Annotated in this window: 24 protein-coding genes; 8 read left to right on the plus strand and 16 right to left on the minus strand. The window is 33.3% G+C overall.

Translation table 11 applies throughout. The annotated features are described in order from the left end of the window. The first annotated feature begins 73 nt into the window (after nt 1-73). Complete coding sequence (locus AC4FQ5_RS01415; RefSeq protein WP_491140716.1) at nt 74-703, plus strand: peptide deformylase; 630 nt, start codon at nt 74-76, stop codon at nt 701-703. Nucleotides 704-767: 64 nt separating this feature from the next. Here the strand turns inward: AC4FQ5_RS01415 and AC4FQ5_RS01420 are convergent, their stop codons facing one another. The 14 genes from AC4FQ5_RS01420 to AC4FQ5_RS01485 form a co-directional block, all read right to left on the minus strand. After that, nucleotides 768-1,577 carry a DUF5677 domain-containing protein gene (locus AC4FQ5_RS01420; protein ID WP_491140717.1) on the minus strand — a complete coding sequence of 270 codons (810 nt, stop codon included), beginning with the start codon at nt 1,575-1,577 and terminating at the stop codon, nt 768-770. A 136-nt stretch (nt 1,578-1,713) separates the two neighbouring features. Beyond that, a complete protein-coding gene (locus AC4FQ5_RS01425; protein ID WP_491140718.1) occupies nt 1,714-2,136 on the minus strand; it encodes an organic hydroperoxide resistance protein in 423 nt (140 codons plus the stop codon). Beyond that, on the minus strand, nt 2,137-2,568 hold the full coding sequence (locus AC4FQ5_RS01430; protein WP_491140719.1) for a MarR family winged helix-turn-helix transcriptional regulator: 432 nt from the start codon (nt 2,566-2,568) through the stop codon (nt 2,137-2,139). It abuts the gene before it with no gap. A gap of 27 nt (nt 2,569-2,595) precedes the next feature. Beyond that, complete coding sequence (locus AC4FQ5_RS01435) at nt 2,596-3,228, minus strand: NAD(P)H-dependent oxidoreductase (protein ID WP_491140720.1); 633 nt, start codon at nt 3,226-3,228, stop codon at nt 2,596-2,598. A gap of 168 nt (nt 3,229-3,396) precedes the next feature. After that, nucleotides 3,397-3,867: a hypothetical protein gene (locus AC4FQ5_RS01440; RefSeq protein ID WP_491140721.1), complete on the minus strand. Its 471-nt coding sequence runs from the start codon at nt 3,865-3,867 to the stop codon at nt 3,397-3,399. Between the two features lie 15 nt (nt 3,868-3,882). Beyond that, complete coding sequence (lipB, locus tag AC4FQ5_RS01445; RefSeq protein ID WP_491140722.1) at nt 3,883-4,611, minus strand: lipoyl(octanoyl) transferase LipB; 729 nt, start codon at nt 4,609-4,611, stop codon at nt 3,883-3,885. Between the two features lie 31 nt (nt 4,612-4,642). Next, the gene (gene trpA, locus AC4FQ5_RS01450; protein ID WP_491140723.1) at nt 4,643-5,422 is read right to left on the minus strand and encodes a tryptophan synthase subunit alpha; all 780 of its coding nucleotides are present in this window, start codon (nt 5,420-5,422) and stop codon (nt 4,643-4,645) included. 43 nt (nt 5,423-5,465) lie between these two features. Then, nucleotides 5,466-6,671: a tryptophan synthase subunit beta gene (gene trpB / locus AC4FQ5_RS01455; protein ID WP_491140724.1), complete on the minus strand. Its 1,206-nt coding sequence runs from the start codon at nt 6,669-6,671 to the stop codon at nt 5,466-5,468. 12 nt (nt 6,672-6,683) lie between these two features. Continuing rightward, on the minus strand, nt 6,684-7,319 hold the full coding sequence (locus tag AC4FQ5_RS01460; RefSeq protein ID WP_491140725.1) for a phosphoribosylanthranilate isomerase: 636 nt from the start codon (nt 7,317-7,319) through the stop codon (nt 6,684-6,686). Beyond that, complete coding sequence (gene trpC / locus AC4FQ5_RS01465) at nt 7,316-8,092, minus strand: indole-3-glycerol phosphate synthase TrpC (RefSeq protein ID WP_491140726.1); 777 nt, start codon at nt 8,090-8,092, stop codon at nt 7,316-7,318. The genes AC4FQ5_RS01460 and trpC overlap by 4 nt, the downstream gene beginning before the upstream one ends. A 109-nt stretch (nt 8,093-8,201) precedes the next feature. Further along, nucleotides 8,202-9,188 carry an anthranilate phosphoribosyltransferase gene (trpD, locus tag AC4FQ5_RS01470; protein ID WP_491140727.1) on the minus strand — a complete coding sequence of 329 codons (987 nt, stop codon included), beginning with the start codon at nt 9,186-9,188 and terminating at the stop codon, nt 8,202-8,204. Between the two features lie 11 nt (nt 9,189-9,199). Further along, nucleotides 9,200-9,742: a hypothetical protein gene (locus AC4FQ5_RS01475; RefSeq protein WP_491140728.1), complete on the minus strand. Its 543-nt coding sequence runs from the start codon at nt 9,740-9,742 to the stop codon at nt 9,200-9,202. Nucleotides 9,743-9,746: 4 nt separating this feature from the next. Next, complete coding sequence (locus AC4FQ5_RS01480) at nt 9,747-10,361, minus strand: anthranilate synthase component II (protein WP_491140729.1); 615 nt, start codon at nt 10,359-10,361, stop codon at nt 9,747-9,749. Nucleotides 10,362-10,379: 18 nt separating this feature from the next. After that, nucleotides 10,380-11,804, minus strand: coding sequence for an anthranilate synthase component I family protein (locus tag AC4FQ5_RS01485; protein WP_491140730.1), 1,425 nt, complete (start codon nt 11,802-11,804; stop codon nt 10,380-10,382). A 347-nt stretch (nt 11,805-12,151) separates the two neighbouring features. Between AC4FQ5_RS01485 and AC4FQ5_RS01490 the strand changes: the two genes are divergently transcribed. The 7 genes from AC4FQ5_RS01490 to AC4FQ5_RS01520 all read left to right on the plus strand — a co-directional run bounded on the left by AC4FQ5_RS01490 (nt 12,152) and on the right by AC4FQ5_RS01520 (nt 18,442). Further along, on the plus strand, nt 12,152-12,361 hold the full coding sequence (locus tag AC4FQ5_RS01490) for a hypothetical protein (RefSeq protein ID WP_491140731.1): 210 nt from the start codon (nt 12,152-12,154) through the stop codon (nt 12,359-12,361). Beyond that, nucleotides 12,361-12,723, plus strand: coding sequence for a c-type cytochrome (locus AC4FQ5_RS01495; RefSeq protein ID WP_491140732.1), 363 nt, complete (start codon nt 12,361-12,363; stop codon nt 12,721-12,723). Before AC4FQ5_RS01490 ends, AC4FQ5_RS01495 begins: the two co-directional genes overlap by 1 nt. A 3-nt stretch (nt 12,724-12,726) precedes the next feature. Beyond that, nucleotides 12,727-13,653, plus strand: coding sequence for a 23S rRNA (adenine(1618)-N(6))-methyltransferase RlmF (rlmF, locus tag AC4FQ5_RS01500; protein ID WP_491140733.1), 927 nt, complete (start codon nt 12,727-12,729; stop codon nt 13,651-13,653). Nucleotides 13,654-13,992: 339 nt separating this feature from the next. Then, complete coding sequence (lysS, locus tag AC4FQ5_RS01505; RefSeq protein ID WP_491140734.1) at nt 13,993-15,690, plus strand: lysine--tRNA ligase; 1,698 nt, start codon at nt 13,993-13,995, stop codon at nt 15,688-15,690. Nucleotides 15,691-15,709: 19 nt separating this feature from the next. Then, nucleotides 15,710-17,002 carry an AAA family ATPase gene (locus AC4FQ5_RS01510; RefSeq protein WP_491140735.1) on the plus strand — a complete coding sequence of 431 codons (1,293 nt, stop codon included), beginning with the start codon at nt 15,710-15,712 and terminating at the stop codon, nt 17,000-17,002. Continuing rightward, entirely contained in the window at nt 16,999-17,517 is a 519-nt protein-coding gene (locus AC4FQ5_RS01515) for a hypothetical protein (protein WP_491140736.1), read from the plus strand. The genes AC4FQ5_RS01510 and AC4FQ5_RS01515 overlap by 4 nt, the downstream gene beginning before the upstream one ends. 145 nt (nt 17,518-17,662) lie before the next feature. Next, on the plus strand, nt 17,663-18,442 hold the full coding sequence (locus AC4FQ5_RS01520) for an OmpA family protein (protein WP_491140737.1): 780 nt from the start codon (nt 17,663-17,665) through the stop codon (nt 18,440-18,442). Between the two features lies 1 nt (nt 18,443). Here AC4FQ5_RS01520 and AC4FQ5_RS01525 read toward each other — a convergent pair whose 3' ends face one another. Together AC4FQ5_RS01525 and AC4FQ5_RS01530 are read right to left on the minus strand one after the other, a co-directional pair. After that, entirely contained in the window at nt 18,444-19,457 is a 1,014-nt protein-coding gene (locus AC4FQ5_RS01525; protein ID WP_491140738.1) for a cytochrome d ubiquinol oxidase subunit II, read from the minus strand. Next, a complete protein-coding gene (locus AC4FQ5_RS01530) occupies nt 19,454-20,797 on the minus strand; it encodes a cytochrome ubiquinol oxidase subunit I (RefSeq protein ID WP_491140739.1) in 1,344 nt (447 codons plus the stop codon). Before AC4FQ5_RS01530 ends, AC4FQ5_RS01525 begins: the two co-directional genes overlap by 4 nt. Between the last annotated feature and the right edge of the window lie 66 nt (nt 20,798-20,863).

Raw genomic sequence — 20,863 nt, forward strand, 5'->3', positions numbered from 1 at the left:
TTTAGATTTCTCCGGAATGACAAACTTTATGTTTTAAAAAAACATTCTATATTTGTTTAACATTCCAACAAAAATGAATAAACTCTCTTTACTTCTCATGTTTTTCATCAGTTTTATCAACGCCCAAAAACTGACTTCCACCGAAATTTCCCTGATTAATCAAGGCGATATTAAAACATTAATGCCTATCTTTCAATCAACAGATTCTCATCAGCACACCACATTATTAAATCAGTCAAAAGAAATCGATCCTACCGATCCGAATACCGCAACATTGGTTTCAAGAATGAAAGAATCTCTCTTGTCGACAGACGGTGGAGTAGGAATTGCTGCGCCACAAGTAGGAATTAACAGAAAAGTAATCTGGGTTCAGCGTTTTGATAAAGAAGGAGAGCCGCTGGAATATTTTATAAATCCTGTGATCACATGGAAATCTGAACTTCAAAATCTCGGACCGGAAGGTGATTTGTCGATTCCTGATTTCAGAGGACAGTTTTACAGAAGCAAAGTGATTCAGCTTCAATATGTAGATTTAAAAGGACAAAAATATTCTGAAATTGTAGAAGGCTTTACTGCCGTTATTTTTCAGCACGAGATCGACCATCTTTTTGGAATTTTAATTTCAGATAAAAAGGAAAAAGAACTGAATAATGAGTATATAAAAGTGGATGCTTATAAGAGGAGTGATTCTGTGACGAGGTAAATATAATGCTATATAAAGAATAATCTAGATGCATTTTATGCTTATTTAAAAATACACTTAAAAGTTATAATTGGTTACTTAAATCTCTAAGAAATTGATCATCATTTATACTCAAATCGTTTAAATTCCATAAATCATTTACTGAAAGAATCATGTTAGCAATAAATTGACTGACATAGTTCATTGAAATAAACATAAATAATATCTCAAATTCTTCTGAAGTCTTTTCTGTTTTTGATGCGGTTAAATTCTTAATAGCTGTAGGTGAAGAATGTATATAAGTTGAGAAAATTTTGTAATATGCTTTAAAATAATCTGAAGCAATTCCTCTTTTTTGGATTATTTCAAACTGAGTAATAATTGTGCTTTTATTACCATTTATTATCTGTTTTTTTGTATTTTTATCCAATAAATTAAAGCTTTTACTATTTTCAATTTCTGCTAATTGCTTTATTTCTTTCTTTTTGAAATATTCTGCATTTTCTTCTGTGAAAAATAATGAATTATAAATTATTTGAGATGAAATTGTATCATGGTATTCAAATATTGATAGTTTTAAACCTAAATTTTCTTCACTTGAATAATCATCAATTAAGTACCAATAAATATTACATGTTTCCAGTTGATTACGTAATAAAGAATAAATTGAAGAAAAATCTAAAGAATCTGAGACTCCCTCAATACCATTAAAGCTCCCATTGATAAGACTTAAAATTGTCATATTAGTATTTAAGACCTTTGCAAGGTAATATGTAGATTTTGTTTTTCTTTGATCTTTTTCAAATATACCGTCAAATTTATAAGAAATGGATGCACCAATTCTTGTTAAATTGTCAAAATCTTCTAATGGAGTTGCTTTATCGTTGATATTCATATGGCAGATAATAATTAGTTAAATCTTAAAAATGATAAAAATAAATAATTTCCCTCGTAAAGCACTATAATACTATTGAAACAAAAAAAATCCGCTTCCAAAGAAGCAGATTCATATAATTTAAAGAAAAAAAATCTTAGTTATTGGTAACCGAAAGTTTCACCTCAATATTATTTCTTGTCGCATTAGAATACGGACAAATCTGATGAGCTTTTTCAGTCAATTCCTGAGCTTCTTCAAGAGAAACTCCTGGAATATTTACATCTAATTCTGCAGCCAGGCCGAAACCGCCATCTTCATTTTGACCGATGCTTACTTTTGCAGCTACAGTAGTTTCCCCAGTTTCAATTTTAGATTTACTGATGATCAAATTTAATGCGCTGTCAAAACAAGCGGCATATCCTGCTGCAAAGAGCATTTCAGGATTGGTGAAGTCGTCATTGGCTCCGCCTAATCCTTTTGGCATTCTTACTTCAAGATCCAAGACTCCGTTATCGCTTTTTACCTGTCCGTTTCTTCCGCCTTTTGCGGTAACGTTGGTGGTATATAATGTTTTCATTTATTTTTGAATTTTATTTAAAATTTTCTGAACGGTTTCTTTTAATTCCAAAAGATCTTCTGTCGAAAGGTTCAGCTTTTCCTGCATTTTCCGTGGAATTTCACAGGCTTTTTGTTGTAAATTTTTTCCTGCATCATCCAAAAAAACTTCTACCACCCTTTCATCTTCTTTTTTCCTTTTCCGGATAATAAAACCTTTAGATTCCAGTCTTTTGAGAAGCGGAGTTAAAGTTCCGCTGTCGAGGTACAGTTTTTCACCGATTTGATTTACGGTCAGTCCATCTTTTTCCCAAAGCACCATCATCGCAAGATATTGCGAATAGGTAATGCCAAGCTCATCAAGAAACGGACGGTATAAACCTGTGATTTCTTTTGCGATAACATAAAGCGGAAAACAAAGCTGATTTCCTAATTTGGGAGGATGATTTTCCATAATTAAATAAGGGTGTTGAAACGAAAACTATTTTCTAATAATAAATTCCTCCATAGGAATTCTTACTTTTTTCATGTGAGAAAGATAGTCGTTTTCGAGATCTCTGTAACCAAGATATAAAAGTGTAACACTCTTTAAACCTAATTCTTTTAACTCAAGAATTTCGTCAACAACCTGATTGTTGAACCCTTCTGCAGGAGTAGAATCAATTTTTAATTCAGCCGCCTGAGCCATTGCCAACCCTAATGCAATATATGTCTGTCTTGCAGTGTGGGCAAAATGCTGTTCCGGAGTTTGCGCATTGTATAAATCTTTTATCATATCGGTATAGCTGCTGAAACGCCCTCTTGGCAAGTCTCTTACATCGGTATGATGATCATAAACTTTATCAATTTTCTCATTTGAATAGCTGTCCCATGCAGCAAAAACCAAAACATGAGAAGAATCTCTCATCACTTCAGGATTAAATGCGCCACTCACCATTTTCTCCTTCAGTTCCTGACTTTCTACTACAATTACACGAAAAGGCTGTAAACCTGATGAAGTAGGAGCCAATCTTGCAGCTTCTAAAATTTTATTTAAATCTTCTTCTGATACTTTTTTGGTTGAGTCATACGCTTTTACGGCATGTCTCCAGTTTAAATCTTCTATTAACGACATTGTTTGTTATTTTAAAATTAAAAATTTGATTCTAAATATTGTCTGAATCAAAATAATAATGCAAAGTTAAAGAACAATTAAATTGTGTGCAATTTAATTTTAGGAAATGTATTTTAGATAAAATCTATGAAGGAATTAAAGATAAAAAAATGATTGTTGAAGTAAGTACTATGATTGAATAGGATATTTAAAATCGTAAAATTCTATTAAATTATTATTTTCTCCAAATTCAAAGTAAAAGTCATCAGTTTGACTTAGCTTTTTTCTGAATTCGTCTTCCAATTCAAGTTCATCAATCTTACTACCTCTGAAGCTATTGCGATTAATCCACATAAGTGTAAACGTGCCATAGAAGCCATCACAGTAAAACTTAGCTTCTTCGAAACTCATATTTTTGAGAATTTCTTCTATTTTTAAAATAAAATTATTAATGTCTTCTACTTCGAAACCAAACTCCTTGTAAGTGGCACCAAAACTAAAAATTATGTTATCATAGTAATAGGGAATTTCATAATCACCAAAACTAAACATATTTGTATTTATAAAAGGATAAGAGTTATCAAATCCCAAATCTTTAATATAATTTACAGCTTGAAAATAATCTGATCTTAAAAGTATATATCCATGAATTTTCGACATAATAAAAGTATTGAATTATTCACTCACTAATTCCGCCCCAAAAACATCCGCAAAATGCTTTCTGATCTTTACTTTAATATCTTCAACTTCTTGTGATGTCAATTCTCTTTCTAATTCTCTTTTCAAAGAAGTCACCTGTTTATCTTTAATTCCACACGGAATAATGTATTCAAAATAGCGCATATCTGTGTTGACATTGAAAGCAAAACCATGTAAAGTAACCCAACGCGAAGCTTTTACACCCATTGCGCAGATTTTTCTGGCGTAAGGTTTTCCCACATCCAGCCAAACCCCGGTTTCTCCCGGTGAGCGTTCGCCTTTTAAACCAAATTCAGCCATCGTTCGGATAATCACTTCTTCAAGATTTCTCATGTATAAATGAATATCGGTAAAGAAATTTTCAAGATCTAAAATAGGGTAGCCCACAATTTGTCCGAAACCATGATAAGTAATGTCTCCGCCACGGTTTACTTTTACAAAAGTGGCTTCGATTTCCTTCAATTTATCAATTCCGGCAAGCATATTTTCCTCATGGCCGCTTTTGCCCAAAGTATATACATGAGGATGCTCTACCAAAAGAAAATGGTTCGGAGTGGTAAGATGTTCTTCAGCAGGTAAGTCGCGGTTTTTGATTTTGGTATCGATAATTTCTTTCATCAGTTTTTCCTGATAATCCCAGGAAGACTGATATTCTTTTACCCCTAAATCTTCAAATGCTACGACTTTATTTTGATGTGTGTTCATGTCTTTTATTAACAGACAAATTTAGTGATTTTTAATTTTTTATGGAATGAATAAAATCTATGGCATTTATCTTCCAATCTTTATCGTTCAGCAAAATATTGACGAATGCAGTTCCGATGATTCCGCCGTCTGCTTTTTCGGTGACATTCTCAAAATCATCTTTAGATTTAATCCCAAAACCAATCATTACAGGATTTTTTAATGGGAGAGAATGAATTCTAGAAAGATAGTCTTCGTTTTTTAAAACTGCATTTTCATTTCCCGTTGTGGAAGACGAACTTACCGCATACAAAAACCCAGAACTTAAAGAATCCAAATACAAAATCCTTTCGTCCGAAGTTTCAGGGGTAATCAGAAAAGTGAAATTCAAATTATACTTTTCTAAAATTTTCTGATAAATTTTTTCGAATTCTATAGGCGGAAGATCAGGAATAATTAATCCCGAAACGCCACTTTCTGAACATTCTCTACAAAATTTTTCAAAACCGAAACTTAAAACCGGATTGATATATCCCATCAAGATAATCGGAATTTTTATTTCATTTTTAATTGATTTCAACTGAGAAAAGAGTTTTTCAATGGTCATTCCGTTTTTCAAAGCCAATTCATGTGCTTTTTGAATGACTGGTCCATCTGCAACAGGATCAGAATAGGGCATTCCGATTTCCATCATATCTGCACCAGAATTTTGAATGAGTTGTATCATGTCGGCAGTGTCTTCCAGATTTGGAATTCCTGCTGTGAAGTATATATTGAGTTTTTTTTGAAGTTGGGAGCTAGAAGTTGGGAGTTTGACGTTTTCTGAATTCATAATTTAATAAATTTAAGTTGACAAATTTTTATTTTTAACGGAACTAAACTTCCATCTTCGGACTTTCATCTTCCAGCACTTTCAGATACGTTTCCATATCCTTATCTCCACGACCACTCAGACAAATCACCACAATATCATTTTTATTAAACTTTTTCTTATTTAAAACTGACAAAGCATGAGCACTTTCCAAGGCAGGAATAATTCCTTCTAATTTTGTCAGTTCAAATGCAGATTCTAAAGCTTCATCATCATTAATACTGAAAAATTCCGCTCTTTTTTCTTCAAATAAATTTGCATGGAAAGGTCCGATTCCTGGATAATCCAAACCTGCTGAAATAGAATGAGGCTCAATAACCTGTCCGTCTTTTGTCTGCATCACCAGACTTTTACTTCCGTGAAGAACTCCTAAAGTTCCAAGAAAAGTTGTTGCGGCAGATTTTCCGGATTCAACGCCGAAACCTCCTGCTTCAGCAGCAATGATTTTTACATTTTCTTCATCCACAAAATGATAGAAAGTTCCTGCCGCATTACTTCCACCGCCAACACAGGCAATCACATAATCAGGATTTTCTCTTCCTGTTTGTTCGTAAAGCTGTTCTTTAATTTCTTTAGAAATCACACTTTGAAATCTCGCCACCAAATCAGGAAAAGGGTGAGGACCAACTACGCTTCCTATCACGTAATGCGTTGTGGTTGCGTTGTTAATCCAATCTCTTAAGGCTTCGTTCACGGCATCTTTCAAGGTTTTCGAGCCAGAAGTTGCCGGAATAACTTTTGCTCCCAACATTTTCATTCTTCCAACATTCGGAGCCTGTCTTGCAATGTCTATTTCGCCCATGTAAACAATACATTCTAGCCCTAATAATGCACACGCTGTAGCGGTTGCAACCCCATGTTGTCCGGCTCCTGTTTCAGCGATAATTCTATGTTTTCCAAGACGTTTTGCCAATAAAACTTGTCCTAAAGCATTGTTTATTTTATGTGCTCCCGTATGATTAAGATCCTCTCTTTTCAGATAGATCTTTGTATTATATTTTTCACTTAAATTTTTCGAAAAATAGAGTGGAGTAGCACGACCAACATAATTTTTCAATAAATCCTGATATTCAGCTTGAAAATCTTCAGATTCAATGATTTTCAAATAATTATTTTGAAGTTCTTCAACATTCGGATACAGCATTTCCGGAACGAAAGCTCCGCCAAATTCACCGTAATATCCGTTTTGGTCTGGGTTTTTATAGCTCATAAGTAGTATTTTTTAAACCTTGACAAGGTTGATAAGTCTTTTTATTTTTTCTACATCTTTATTTCCCGGTTTGATTTCAAATTTTGAATTGATATCAAATGCAAAAGGTTTTTGATTTAGGAATTCAATATTTTTAATATTTCCTTCAGAAATTCCGCCGCTTAAAAAATAAGGAAGTGGGATTTCAATTTCGTTTAAAATATTCCAGTTAAATGTTTCTCCCGTTCCTCCAAATGCTTTTGAATCGGTGTCGAAAAGTAAATAGTTGATGGTTGACGGTTGCCTGTTGATGGTTTTTCGCAATTTGTCTGAAGATTGGTTTCCCATTCTGATTACTTTTATAATTCCAATTCTAAGGTTCAGTTTTTTCCTTAATTCAGAAACAAATTCTTCATTTTCATCGCCATGAAGTTGTATGAAATTCAGATTCGATTTTTCTGCAATTTCTATTATTTTATCTAAATTGTCATTGACAAAAACTCCGACTTTTCCAGAATGATTTATTTTTGAAATTTCTTCTAAACTCAAATGATTCAAAACATATCTTGGTGATTTTTCGTAAAAAATAAAGCCAAGAAAATCTGTATTCATCGAAATTAATTCCTGAATCTGATCCAATTTTGTTAAGCCGCAAACTTTGAGTTTCATGATATTTTATTTGTAAATTCTTCAAAAGCTTTTGCAGGATTTTCATTTTTCATAAAATATTCTCCCATCAAAAATCCGTGGAAACCTTTTTCTTTTAAATAATTAAAGTCTTCAATGTTGTAAATTCCACTTTCGGCAACGGATAAAACATCTTTTGGAAGCTGATTTTTCAGATTAACAGAATGTTGCAAATCAACTTTAAAATCTTTTAAATTTCTGTTGTTAATTCCAACAAAATCAATGTTTTTGTTGATATGTTGAAGTTCTTCTTCTATATGAATTTCCAATAAAACTTCAAGACCTAATTGATGAGATAATTCTGTGAACTCTAGAATCTGGGAAGGTGAAAGACAAGCCGCAATCAACAAAATAATATCTACTCCAATGCTTTTTGCCTCATAAAACTGATATTCTTCAATCATGAAATCTTTTCTCAGAATCGGAATATTGATGTGATTTCGCACATTCAAAATATCTTCAAAACTCCCGCCGAAAAAATCATTATCAGTTAAAATAGATATTGCGCTTGCTCCGAAGTTTTCATAGGCAGAAACAACTTCTATTGGAGAAACTGTATCATTAATTATTCCTTTTGACGGCGATTGTCTCTTAAATTCAGCAATAATTCCGGAGCTTAATTGTAATGTTTCTTTTAACGATAACGTTTTTCTGTTGAAAAATTCTGAATCTTTCAGTTGCTGCAGAAAAATTTTAGATTTTGATTCTTCAATTTCCTGTTTCTTTCTCTCTATTATTTTGTCTAAAATTGTCATGTTGTTGATCGATTTCTAATTCTTACACATTGCGACCCGGCTTGAACGGAACTCCTTTTGCAAAGCAAAAGAGTGGGAGTGGAAGACGGAATTTGTCGCCATAAAAAAATTAATGAATTAAATTATTCAGACTTCTCAAAGCTTTTCCGCTTTCAAGACTTTCCTGAGCGAGAAGAAGGCAATTTTCATATTTTCCAAACTTTTGAGTGTGATGAAGCGCAACCGCAGCATTGGCAAGAACTACCGCATTTTGCTCAAAAGTTCCGTTTCCTTCCAAAATATTTCTGAAAATTTTTGCCGATTCGTAAGGAGTTTCTCCGGCAATGATACTTTTGGGATCTAAAGTATTAAAGCCTAAATCTTTCGTGGAATAAATTTCTTCGCTGTTTTTTGTGATGATTTTGCTGTCGCTGGTTAAGCTTATTTCATCATAACCATCCAATCCGTGCACAATTGTGAATTCTCGATTGTCTTTTTGAAGGAGATATTGATAAATTCTGGCAATTTCTAGATTGTAAACTCCAATCACGGAAAATTGAGGCTTTGCAGGATTCACCAAAGGTCCGAGTAAATTGAAAAAGGTTCGTAACCCTAAAGATTTTCTCAACGCTCCCACCGATTGCAAAGCAGGATGAAAATAAGGTGCGTGTAGAAAACAAATATTTGCTTTTTCTAGATCCTCATTCAGACTTTCTGAATCATTATGAAACTGATAACCAAGTTCTTCCAGAACATTAGAAGAACCGGTAATCGTTGATGCACCATAATTACCATGTTTGGTAACTTTTTGTCCGGCTCCTGCAATGACAAAGCCTGCCAAGGTAGAAATATTGATGGTATTTTTTCCGTCACCGCCTGTTCCGACGATATCCAAAGCATCACTCGAATCGATGTCTACAGGAACTGCCATTTGCAGCAAAGCCTGTCTGAAACCTTCAAGTTCATTCAGGGTAATATTCCGCATCAGAAAAACGGTGGTGAAAGCCGTAACTTCTGCGGTATTGAATTTATTTTGGGCAATCTCAATCATAATCGCTTTTGCTTCAGATTTTGATAACGTATGATGATTGAAAAGGTATTCTAGGATTTCTTTCATTTCTATGATAATTATTTTTTTGATTGTATAGTTAAGTACAATCTTTTAAATGAGTTAAAATCTTCATAATCTTCAACATTTATATATGTTTCAAGCTTTACTAATAAAGCTAACTTTTGCAATGTTTCTAAATTTGCCAAACTTAAATCCAATTCCAACCAAGAATCAAAAATTCCAATTAAATCACAATTAACAGTAGATGCTTTCTTACTAAGTAAAAATATGAAGAACTCTAATCTTTCTTGTACTAATTCTTTTTCGGGATATTCGGGATAAGATATTATTAAACTTTGTGCAAATAATTCAACTTGAAATCCACTCCAATTTAAAATGTCGTTTTTTAATTTAGCCCAAATACCATTTCCAAAAAATTTTATTTTAGAAATTATATCTGAAGAACCGTGTCCTTCACTCCACCAATCGCTATCCGTATTTTCATATATTAATATATAAGAATATATATCTAACACTCCTTCATCATTACTTTTAGTTGATGAATTTTTCAGATAAATATCTTTCATTAAAAGAAATTTATTAAATTCTTCTATTGTCATATAATTAATTTTTAAGAAAATTCCGGATAATAACATCTCCTTCAGGTGTTAGAATACTTTCTGGGTGAAACTGAACTCCGTGCACATCATAAGTTTTATGTTGCAAAGCCATGATCATTCCGTCATGATCAACTGCGGTGATTTCTAATTCGTCAGGAAAATTTTCATTATTCACCGCCCAGCTGTGATATCTTCCGACTTCAATTTCTTCGGGTAAATTTTTGAAAAGTTTTGCGTTCTTTTTAACTGTTTTGGAAGTTGTAGCCACACCATGGAAAATTTCTGAAAGATTAATCAGATTTCCGCCAAAAGTTTCTGCAATTGCCTGTTGACCAAGGCAAACTCCGAGAATGCTCTTCGTTGGAGCATATTTTTTAATTAAATCCAATAAAATTCCAGCTTCTTCAGGAATTCCGGGACCTGGAGAAAGAATGATTTTGTCGTATCTCTCTATTTCTTCTAATGAAATTTCGTCATTTCTGTAGACATCGACTTGCTGATTTGTGATTTTTTCGATCATCTGAACAAGATTGTAGGTGAAGCTGTCGTAGTTGTCGAAAACCAGTATTTTAGTTGTTGGTTGTTGGTTGTCGGTTGTTGGTTTTATATTGTGTGTCATTTTGTTCTTTTGTAATAATTAATTGGTAACAAGTTTTTCCGCCTTTTCAACCGCTTTTTTCAAAGCATTCAACTTATTGTTGACTTCTTGAAGTTCGTTTTTGGGAATTGATTTTGCGACCAATCCGGCTCCGGCTTGATAATATAAAGTATTGTTTTTGCTTAAAAATGTTCTGATCATAATTGCCTGATTGCAATCTCCATTCAAACCAATCATGCCAATACAACCCCCATAATAACCTCGTGAATCTTTTTCGTATTCATTAATCAGTTCAAGAGCTTTATATTTTGGAGCTCCACTTAAAGTCCCCTGTGGAAAAGTTGCGGAAACCACCTCAAACGGATTGGTATTCTTTTCTAAATCGGCGGTAACTTCACTCACCATATGAATAACGTGAGAAAAAAGCTGAATTTCTTTCAGTTTTGTTACCGTAATATTTTTTCCGAGTTTTCCGAGATCGTTTCTTGCCAGATCTACCAACATGGTGTGTTCGGCGTTTTCTTTAGGATCTTTTTTTAAAGCTTCAGCAGATTTCAGATCGGTTTCAAAATCATTTGTTCTTTTAAAAGTTCCTGCGATGGGATGAATGATGGCTTGATTGTTTTTAATAATCAATTGACTTTCAGGACTTGATCCAAATAATTTGTAGTTTCCGTAATCGAAAAAGAAAAGATAAGGTGAAGGATTGATATTTCGCAAAGCACGATACACATTGAATTCGTCACCTTTAAATTTCTGCTCAAATCTTCTGCTCAAAACCAACTGAAAAACATCGCCTCGCATACAGTGCTTTTGGGCAACTTTTACCAGTTCAAGATATTCTTCGTCAGTAAGATTAGATGTCTCCTTATCTATTTTTTCAAAAGGAAAAACGACAGAATTTTTGTTTTTAATTAAATTTTCCAAAGTGTAGGCTTCAGATTTTAAGCCATTGATTTCATTTTCTATCAAATGCATTTCGTCATTGTAATGATTGATCGCAATAATGTACTGATACAATCTGTAACGCAGAATCGGGATTTCAACTTCTTTGCTTTGTGGTTTAAAATCAATTTTCTCAAACAAGGGAACGGCATCAAAACTTGTGTATCCAAAAAGACTTTGAGCGGTTTCCTCTATTTTTTCATTTGTTTTTTCACAAACAAAAACTTTTGAAAAATCATTAAGCAAATCTGTGACTTTAATGTTTTCTAAAGTTCTTTTCTCCGGATTTTCATTTGGAAATTTTATTTCAAATTCATGATGATTTCTGATCTCAATTCCGGCAATGGCATTGATCGCAATAAATGAAAAATTGTTGTCTGTACTTTTGATATCAGCGCTTTCAAGTAAAATAGTGTCTCTGAATTTATCACGGATCTGCAAATAAATATTCATCGGAGTCTGTAGGTCGCCCAATGATTTTCTGGAGGTAGTTTTTATGTAGATTTTGTTTGTAAACATTTTATTTTTTTTTAAATAATTGACAAAAAAAAAGACTTCAACGCAATCGTCAAAGTCTATATATTTTCTATAATAATCTAGTCGTAAATTAACAACAGGATAATAGCATCAGACCCGACGAAGAGTTTGAGTGCCACCACCAAAATTTGTTAACTGAATTATTCATGTGACAAATGTAGAACTTTTTTTAATATCAGAATCAAAAATCTGAGAAAATTTCTTTATGATTTAAAAAATCTCTGAAGTCTCTTATTTGAAACTTTATTTTTATATTTTTGTGAACGAATTAAAAAACAAAGAATCGCATTGCGGTTCTCTTAAATAGTAGAAAATAATAGAAATTACCTATGAAAAAAGTATTAGCAATCGCATTTATCGGAAGTTTATTCGCAGTGAGCTGTTCAAAAAAAACTGACAAGTCTTTGCAGGATAGTAACATTATGCTTGAAGAACCTTCTGCTCCTACAGTTGTTACAGATTCTGCCGCTAAAACTGACAGTACACCTGCTGCAATTCCTGCTCCGTCACCGTCTACAGATTCTACGGCTACAAAATAATGAAAAAACTGTTTTTAACGGGATTAGTTAGCTTACTTATCATTTCCTGTTCTAAAAAAGAAAATTCAGAAATACAACCTTCATTAGATGCTTCTACACCTGTCACGACCAATGTTTCGGGACAAAGCTTGATAGAAGCATCTGACTGTATGGCGTGTCATAATGCTGATGAACGTTTGATCGGACCTTCATATAAAGAAATTTCTGCAAAATATTCTGAAAAGGATATTGAAATGCTGGCTTCAAAAATTATAGAAGGAGGAAGCGGAGTTTGGGGAAGTGTTCCGATGCAGCCTCATCCGCAAGTGTCAAAAGCAGACGCAAAAAAAATGGTGGAATATATTTTAAGTCAGAAAAAATAATTGATGACCACCGAAAAATCAGGACTGCACACAAGGAATCTTCACCGAAATTTTTACGATTTTGAACCGTTAATTTCCTGTGTGCCGGAACTGAAACATTATGTTTTTACAAACACCTACGGGAATTTAACCATCAATTTTAGCATTCCAAAGGCGGTGAAATTACTCAACAAAGCTTTGTTGCAGCATTTTTATCAGGTTAATAACTGGGATATTCCTGATGAAAATCTTTGTCCGCCCATTCCGGGACGTGCAGATTATGTGCATTATCTAGCAGATTTATTAGCGGAAGAAACTGGCGAGATTCCAACCGGGATTTCAGTTAAAGGTTTGGATATTGGAACAGGGGCAAATCTTGTTTACCCGTTGATTGCCCATCAAACTTATGGTTGGGAAATGATCGGAACAGATATCAATCAAAAATCTTTGGAAAACGCTCAGCAGATTTTAGATGAAAATCTAAGTTTTTCTGAAAATATTCAATTAAAATTTCAGCCGGATTCTAACTTTATCTTTAAAAACATTCTCAATTCTGAGGATCAATTCACTTTCTCAATGTGTAATCCGCCATTTCATGATTCTGAAGAATCTGCAATGAAGGGAAATCTCAGAAAAACAAAAAATCTTAAAAAATCAAAGACTCAAAAACCAAATTTCAATTTTAGCGGACAACAATCTGAGTTGTGGTGTGAAGGTGGTGAACTGGCTTTTATCTCAAGAATGATTGAGGAAAGTACTTTGTACTCTACTCAAATTCTTTGGTTTACATGTATGGTTTCCAAAAAAGAGAATCTTTTTAAACTGAATTCAATTTTAAAGAAAGTAAAAACCGTCGAAGTGAAAACAATTGATATGGCTCAAGGTCAAAAAGTCAGCAGAATTTTAGCATGGACTTTTGTGCTCCCGAAAGAAAGAAAAACTTGGGGCTAAATTTTTTTTGGCAGCAATGAACTTGGTTCGTAAACTTCGATAAAATCGTTCGCTTATATCTCATTTATGCCTTCCGATCCCAATCTTTTGCTGTGCAAAAAGATTTCCGCTCAAGTCGGGCTGAAAATTGAATGTTCATATCTTGTTTCGAGAATTAAATCTCACTTTGTCATTCAGGAGGAATCTCTAAAGCTTTGTCTAGATCCCTTAGGAATCACAAAGTGTGTATTGAAATAAATTGCAATAAGTAATCTTTATTATTTCGTGGTTGCTCGAAAATTTAAGTTTCATAAACACTTAAAATTCACTATTTTTGCAATTCGAAAAAATTGAATTATAATGCAATTATCAGAACAGGAAATCATTAGAAGAGAAAAGCTGAATAAGCTTGTTGAAATGGGAATCAACGCATTCCCGGCAGAAGAATATGTCATTACAGATACTACAGGATCTATAAAACAGGATTTTTCTGAAAGTAAACAGGTGAAGATTGCGGGAAGATTGATGTCCCGCAGAATTCAGGGGAAGGCTTCTTTTGCTGAATTGCAGGATTCTACAGGTAAAATTCAGGTATACTTCAACAGAGACGAGATCTGTACAGGAGAAGACAAAACTTTATACAACGATGTTTACAAGCATTTATTAGACATTGGTGATATCATCGGAATTGAAGGCGAATTGTTTACGACTCAGGTTGGTGAAAAAACAGTTTTGGTGAAAAATTTCACATTGCTTACCAAAGCATTACGCCCGCTTCCACAAGCAAAAACGGATGAAAACGGAGTGGTACATGATGCTTTCAACGATCCTGAAATGAGATACAGACAGCGTTATGTAGATTTAACGGTGAATCCGCAAGTGAAAGAAATTTTCGTAAAAAGAACAAAACTGTTCAATGCAATGAGAACTTTCTTTAATGATGCAGGATATTTTGAAGTTGAAACTCCAATCTTACAGTCAATTCCCGGCGGAGCAGCTGCAAGACCGTTTATCACACATCATAATGCTTTAGATATTCCATTATATTTAAGAATTGCAAACGAATTATATCTGAAAAGACTGATTGTTGGTGGTTTTGACGGTGTTTACGAATTCTCGAAAAACTTCAGAAATGAAGGAATGGACAGAACGCACAACCCGGAATTTACCGCAATGGAAATCTATGTTGCTTACAAAGATTACAACTGGATGATGGATTTCACAGAAAAATTGTTGGAATTCTGTGCAACTTCTGTGAACGGAAATTCTGAATCTACTTTCGGTGAACATACAATCAGCTGGAAAGCCCCTTATCCAAGAGTTTCCATGACGGAGGCAATCCAAAAATATACAGGTTTCGATATTACCGGTAAAACGGAGCAGGAATTATTCGACTTTGCTAAATCTATCGGAATTGACGTTAACGAAACGATGGGTAAAGGAAAATTAATTGATGAAATTTTTGGCGAAAAATGTGAAGGAAACTTCATCCAGCCGACTTTCATTACCGATTATCCGATCGAAATGTCACCTTTAACCAAGAAACACAGAAGCAAAGAAGGTCTGACTGAACGTTTCGAATTAATGGTTTGCGGTAAAGAAATTGCAAATGCTTATTCGGAGTTAAATGACCCTATTGATCAGAGAGAACGTTTTGAAGAGCAATTGAAATTAGCTGAAAAAGGTGATGATGAAGCTACAGGATTTATTGATGAAGACTTCCTGAGAGCTTTAGAATATGGAATGCCACCAACTTCTGGTTTAGGAATCGGAATGGACAGATTGATCATGTTTTTAACAAACAATCCATCAATTCAGGAAGTATTGTTCTTCCCTCAAATGCGACCAGAAAAAACCGTTGCTCAAATTGAATTGGGAGAAGATGAAAAGATTATTCTTGATATCCTAAAATCTGGCGAACAAATCGCTTTAGCTGAAGTGAAAACTTTAAGCAAATTATCCGGTAAAAAATGGGATAAAGCTTCTAAAACTTTGACGAAAGGTAATTTGGTGAAGGTTGAGAAGATTGATGAGAATGTTTTTATGAAATTGGTGTAATTTCATTTATTTTTGTAAAATGCAACAAGCAAGATTAATTGTCAAAAATTTTGGACCATTAAAAGATGTCGAAATAATGGTAACAGATTTTTTATGTCTAATTGGAAAACAAGCTACTGGTAAAAGTACAATAGCAAAACTAATAGCAATTTTTGAAGATGAAAAATTTCTAAATAATAAAAGGTCAGATTTTTTTGATGAATTAAAAAACTACGGAATGTTTGAGTTTTTGACTGAAAAAACAGAAATCTCATATAAGAAAGGAAATTTTAAAAAGGAAATTCTAGGCTTTGATTTTTTGTTCGAACTTAAGGATAAAGGATACAAGAAAGTAAATTTGAGACAGGATGTTCTTGAAGGAATTATTAAAGAATTTAAAAATACGAAAGAAATTAATGAAAAGATAAAGGAATTATTTCATTTGTTAGGTATGGTGTACGCTTTCAAGATGAACAGAAATATTTCTGACAACTATTTATATGATATTTTTATTGATCAACTTGATAATAAAAATAACATTAAGGTTAAAGATTTCGAAGATTTTTTTGAGACATTCGATAAAGAAATAGATGAATATTTTGATGTTAGCTTTCTTCACGATTCTCAGTATATCCCATCGGAGCGAATTTTTTTACATATTATTGCTGAGAATACATTAGGATTAATTAATAATAAAGTTCAAATTCCTTCTCATTTATTAGATATTGGTCAAGAATATGAAAAAGCACTCAATGTTGTAAAAGAAGTTCCTTTAAATCTAATTGACAAAAGTTTTAAATACAAGAGAGAAGGTAAGACTTCATATATTTATCATAGTAATGATGAAAAAATAGATTTACTACAATCTGCTTCCGGGATGCAAAGTGTTATTCCTATTATTTTGTTAATAGAATATGCCAAAACTCTAAAGGAAAATTATCATTTTAATTATGTTATTGAGGAACCAGAGCTTAATATATATCCAGAAACTCAACATCAGCTGATTAAATATTTGGTCAAGAATATTTTTGATTTCAAAGTTAAAAGTTATCAACGAAAAAAAATGGTAATAACCACACATAGTCCTTATGTTTTAGCTTCTATTAATAATTTGTTATTAGCCTTCACAAAAGGACAAGATAAGCCTGCAGGAGTTCAAAAAATTGTTAAAAAAGAATCTTGGATTAATCCTGAAAACTTTAATGCCTATGAACTAAGAAAAGGGAAATCTTACAAGATAATGAATCATAAATTAGGTCAGATAAAATCTAATATGATAGATAATGTCAGTGATGAGTTTTCTAAAGAATTTGACAAATTATTATCTATATGATAGATGTTTTTAAAACTGTATTTCCAGATAAACATTTATGTTATTTAGAAATTTCCGATAAACACAAATTTGCCTATGATGATGAAGTTTCAAAAAAAGGAATTTATGTAGAGGCTGATGAATTGTATCATGTCCACATAGAAAACAACATAAATGAAAATTATTATTTTGTTCAAAATGATAATTGTATAATGCTAAGTGAAAAAAATGGACAATGTGATTTTGTTATTTTTAATTCTAATAAAATACATTTTATAGAAATTAAAGCAACTAAAGATAATAAAGCAAATCATAAAAAGAAAATATATAAACAACTTGAGAACACTTTTAAATATTATAAAGAGTTTTTAGAATGTTTTGAAATAAAAGAGGCTTTGGCTGTTTTTGAAAGTGTAAATCCAAGAGGTTATACTAAACGAAAAATCCCGCAATCAAGTGTTTCTGAAAAAAAGGTTCTTTTTAAATTGAAGTATAATGTTGATTTATTTGAAGGGAATTATGTGAAATTTGAGTAAAATAAAATGTTTATATTGAAGAAATCCTGAAATTATTTTCAGGATTTTTATTTTGCATAAACTATAAATAAATAATTTTCGTTGTTAACAAAAAAACTTAGTGAAAACTTTCATATTCTTATTTCTGTTTTTCATTTCGATTAAAATGAATTCACAAACGGTGAGTTCAATATATTTTAAAAACAACAATTACGAGCTGAGCCAGGAATCTAAAGCAAAGCTTGATAGTTTAGCACAGTTAAAATCAAATCTTACTTTCAAAATTTTTGGAAACTGTGATCCGTCCGGAAATATCGTACTGAATAAAAAATTATCAGAAGCACGGGCAAATACTGTGAATAATTATTTAAAAGATAAAATCGGGAACAATATAAAATTGGGAAGTACTGCAGGTTTGGGAATCGAAAAACAGATCAACAATAATAGTACGGAAGAGTTGCGAAGCAAAAACAGAAGAGTAGATGTTTTTGTTGAAAAATATTTTGCTCCGGGTGAGAAAATTTCACGGAAAATGTTACCAAGCTTTTTGAGTACAAAAGTTGCCCAAATGAAAGTGAAAGATACTTTTTCTCTTCCTGATGTAAATTTTATCGGAGGTCGACATGTCTGGCTTCCAAGCGGAAACTCAAACCTTTTGAGGCTTTTAAAAATATTAAAAGAAAATCCCTCATTAGAAGTGGAACTGCAAGGTCATATTTGTTGTGACTATGATAATTTTGATGGTGAAGATACAGATTTGAAAACCTTCAATTTATCGTGGACGAGAGCAAACGCCATTAAAGAATTTTTAATAAAACAAGGAGTAGAAGCTTCAAGAATTAAAGCCAGCGGATCAGGACATCTCAATCCGGTCGTTTATCCTGAAGTTACAGAAGCAGACCGGATTAAAAACAGAAGGGTAGAATTGGTTTTACTAAAAAAGTAATCTACAATTTTTTGCTCGATGCTTTTGTAAATGAAAACATCAGATAAAATAAAAATGGTAAAATAAATAATGAGCCCAAAATCAAAGCCCAACCCAAAGCTGAGATTGTCTTCGGAGCTGCTATGTGCTTCAATAAAGAAAGATGTTCGCCGTTTCCTAATAAAATAATATCAGGATTGTGCTGATAAGTTGCTGCAACCAAAATCATGATAATCTGAAATCCCGCCAAAGCTCTTACGGGTAAAAGTTTCTTGTTGTGCATGGCTTTTAAAATTAAACCTAAAGCCATCGTAGCAAACGTAATTGACATAACACCTAAAGGTTTTGAAAACACCCATTTTACCAATGGAATATCCGAAAAATAAGCAGTCACAAAAACCAATAGTCCTGTTATTACCACAAAAATCATGGTTTGATGTGATTTTCTGATCATTAAATTGAGTTCCAGTCTGTCGCTGGTTTCTCTTAAAGAAAATATAGAAGCCAAGTAAGCACAAAGTGCTACGACAAAGAATCCGACAGAAATTCCAAACCAGTTGAGCCAACTGAAAATATACAAATCTAAAAATGTTTTCGCATCAGGATTGATAGATTGTGAAACGGTTGCAGCTGCAATTAAGCCTAAGAAAAAAGGTGTTAAAAGACTTGCATAATAAAATATCTGAGTGTAAATGATTTGCCAATCGTCTTTCACTGCATCATAATGCCGGAAAGTAAATGCCGTTCCTCTCGCAATAATTCCTAAAAGCATTAAAACCAACGGAATATGAAGATAAGTCGACATGGTTGTATAAATTTCCGGAAATCCTACAAAGAGAATCACAATTGCAATAATCAGCCACATATGATTGGCTTCCCAGACCGGAGCAATCGATTCGTACATTATTTTTTCTGTGTACTTTCTATTTTTCTTTTTGGTCATTAATTCTACAATTCCTGCTCCGAAATCTGCACCACCCAAAATAACGTACAGACATACAGAAAGCCATAGAAAACCGATTACAACGTAGATCATGATTTTTTGTTTTTAGAGTTAAACTGTGGATCGGTGGTGTCATAAAGTCTCGGAACCATTTGTATCTGTCTTCTCAAAAGAAAAATGATAATCAATGATAATGAAATGAAAATAGCCGTGAAAAAGTAAAATGAATATTGAATTCCGGGCATCGGAGTAACAGCATCTGCGGTTTTCATAATACCGTAAATAATCCAGGGTTGCCGACCGACTTCAGTGACTGTCCAGCCGGCTTCCAGAGCAATGTATCCGAAAGGTGTTGCAAAAAGAAACGTCTTCAACAGCCAGTTTTTTGTCAGCCATTCTTTTTTGAAAAAGAAAGAGTAGAGATACAAACTTCCGATAAAGATCATCACAACTCCGAAAAAAATCATGATCTGAAAAGCATAGTGTACAACGGCTACAGGAGGCCATTCGTCTCTCGGAAAATCATTTAAACCTTTTACTTCAGCATTAAAATCGTTACTCACCAGAAAACTTAAAACTTTTGGAATTTTCAGAGCATATTTTATTTCTCCTTTTTCTTCATCAGGAATTCCACCCAAAACGAATGCAGCACCTTTTTCAGTTTCAAAATGAGCTTCCATTGCGGCTAATTTTATGGGTTGTCTCTCTGCAACAGATTTTGCAGCAACATCACCACTCAACGGAGCGCCAAAAGCACCGACAAGCGCAAAAGCGGCGGCAATTCTGAAAGCTTTGGTATGAAATTCTACATTCTTCTTTCTCATAATTAAAAATGCATGAACTCCCGCAACAGCAAAACCAGTCGCACAAAATGCAGCCACCGTCATATGTAAAGCCTGTGGAAACCACGCCTCATTGAACATTGCTTTTATTGGGTCAATATTTAGATATTCTCCATTTATATAATCAAAACCTGCAGGGGAATTCATCCAGGCATTGGCTGCAACAACAAGAATTCCGGAAGCAAGTCCGCTTAAGCCAACTAAAAATCCGCAAAACCAGTGAAACCATTTATTAAATTTATCCCAACCGTAAAGGAAAAAACCGATAGCAATTGCTTCAATAAAAAATGCCGTTCCCTCAAGAGAAAAAGGCATTCCGAAAATAGGACCTGCGTGTTTCATAAATCCGGGCCAAAGCAATCCCAGCTCAAACGAAAGCATTGTGCCCGAAACGGCTCCGGTTGCAAAAAGAATTGCGACACCTTTGCTCCATGCTTTGGTGAGACCTTTATAAATTTCGTTTCCTGTTTTCAGATATTTCCAGTGTGCAAAAGCCATCAGAAAAGGCATTACCATTCCAACGCAGGCAAATATAATATGAAAGCCTAAAGAGAGTGCCATTTGAGCGCGTGCTGCAATGAAATCATCCATAATATCAATTTTTCACCTTAAAGTTACGGATAAAATTACGTTGACATTATATGATTTAAAACATTA

The organism is Chryseobacterium sp. DT-167 (genome assembly GCF_058310155.1).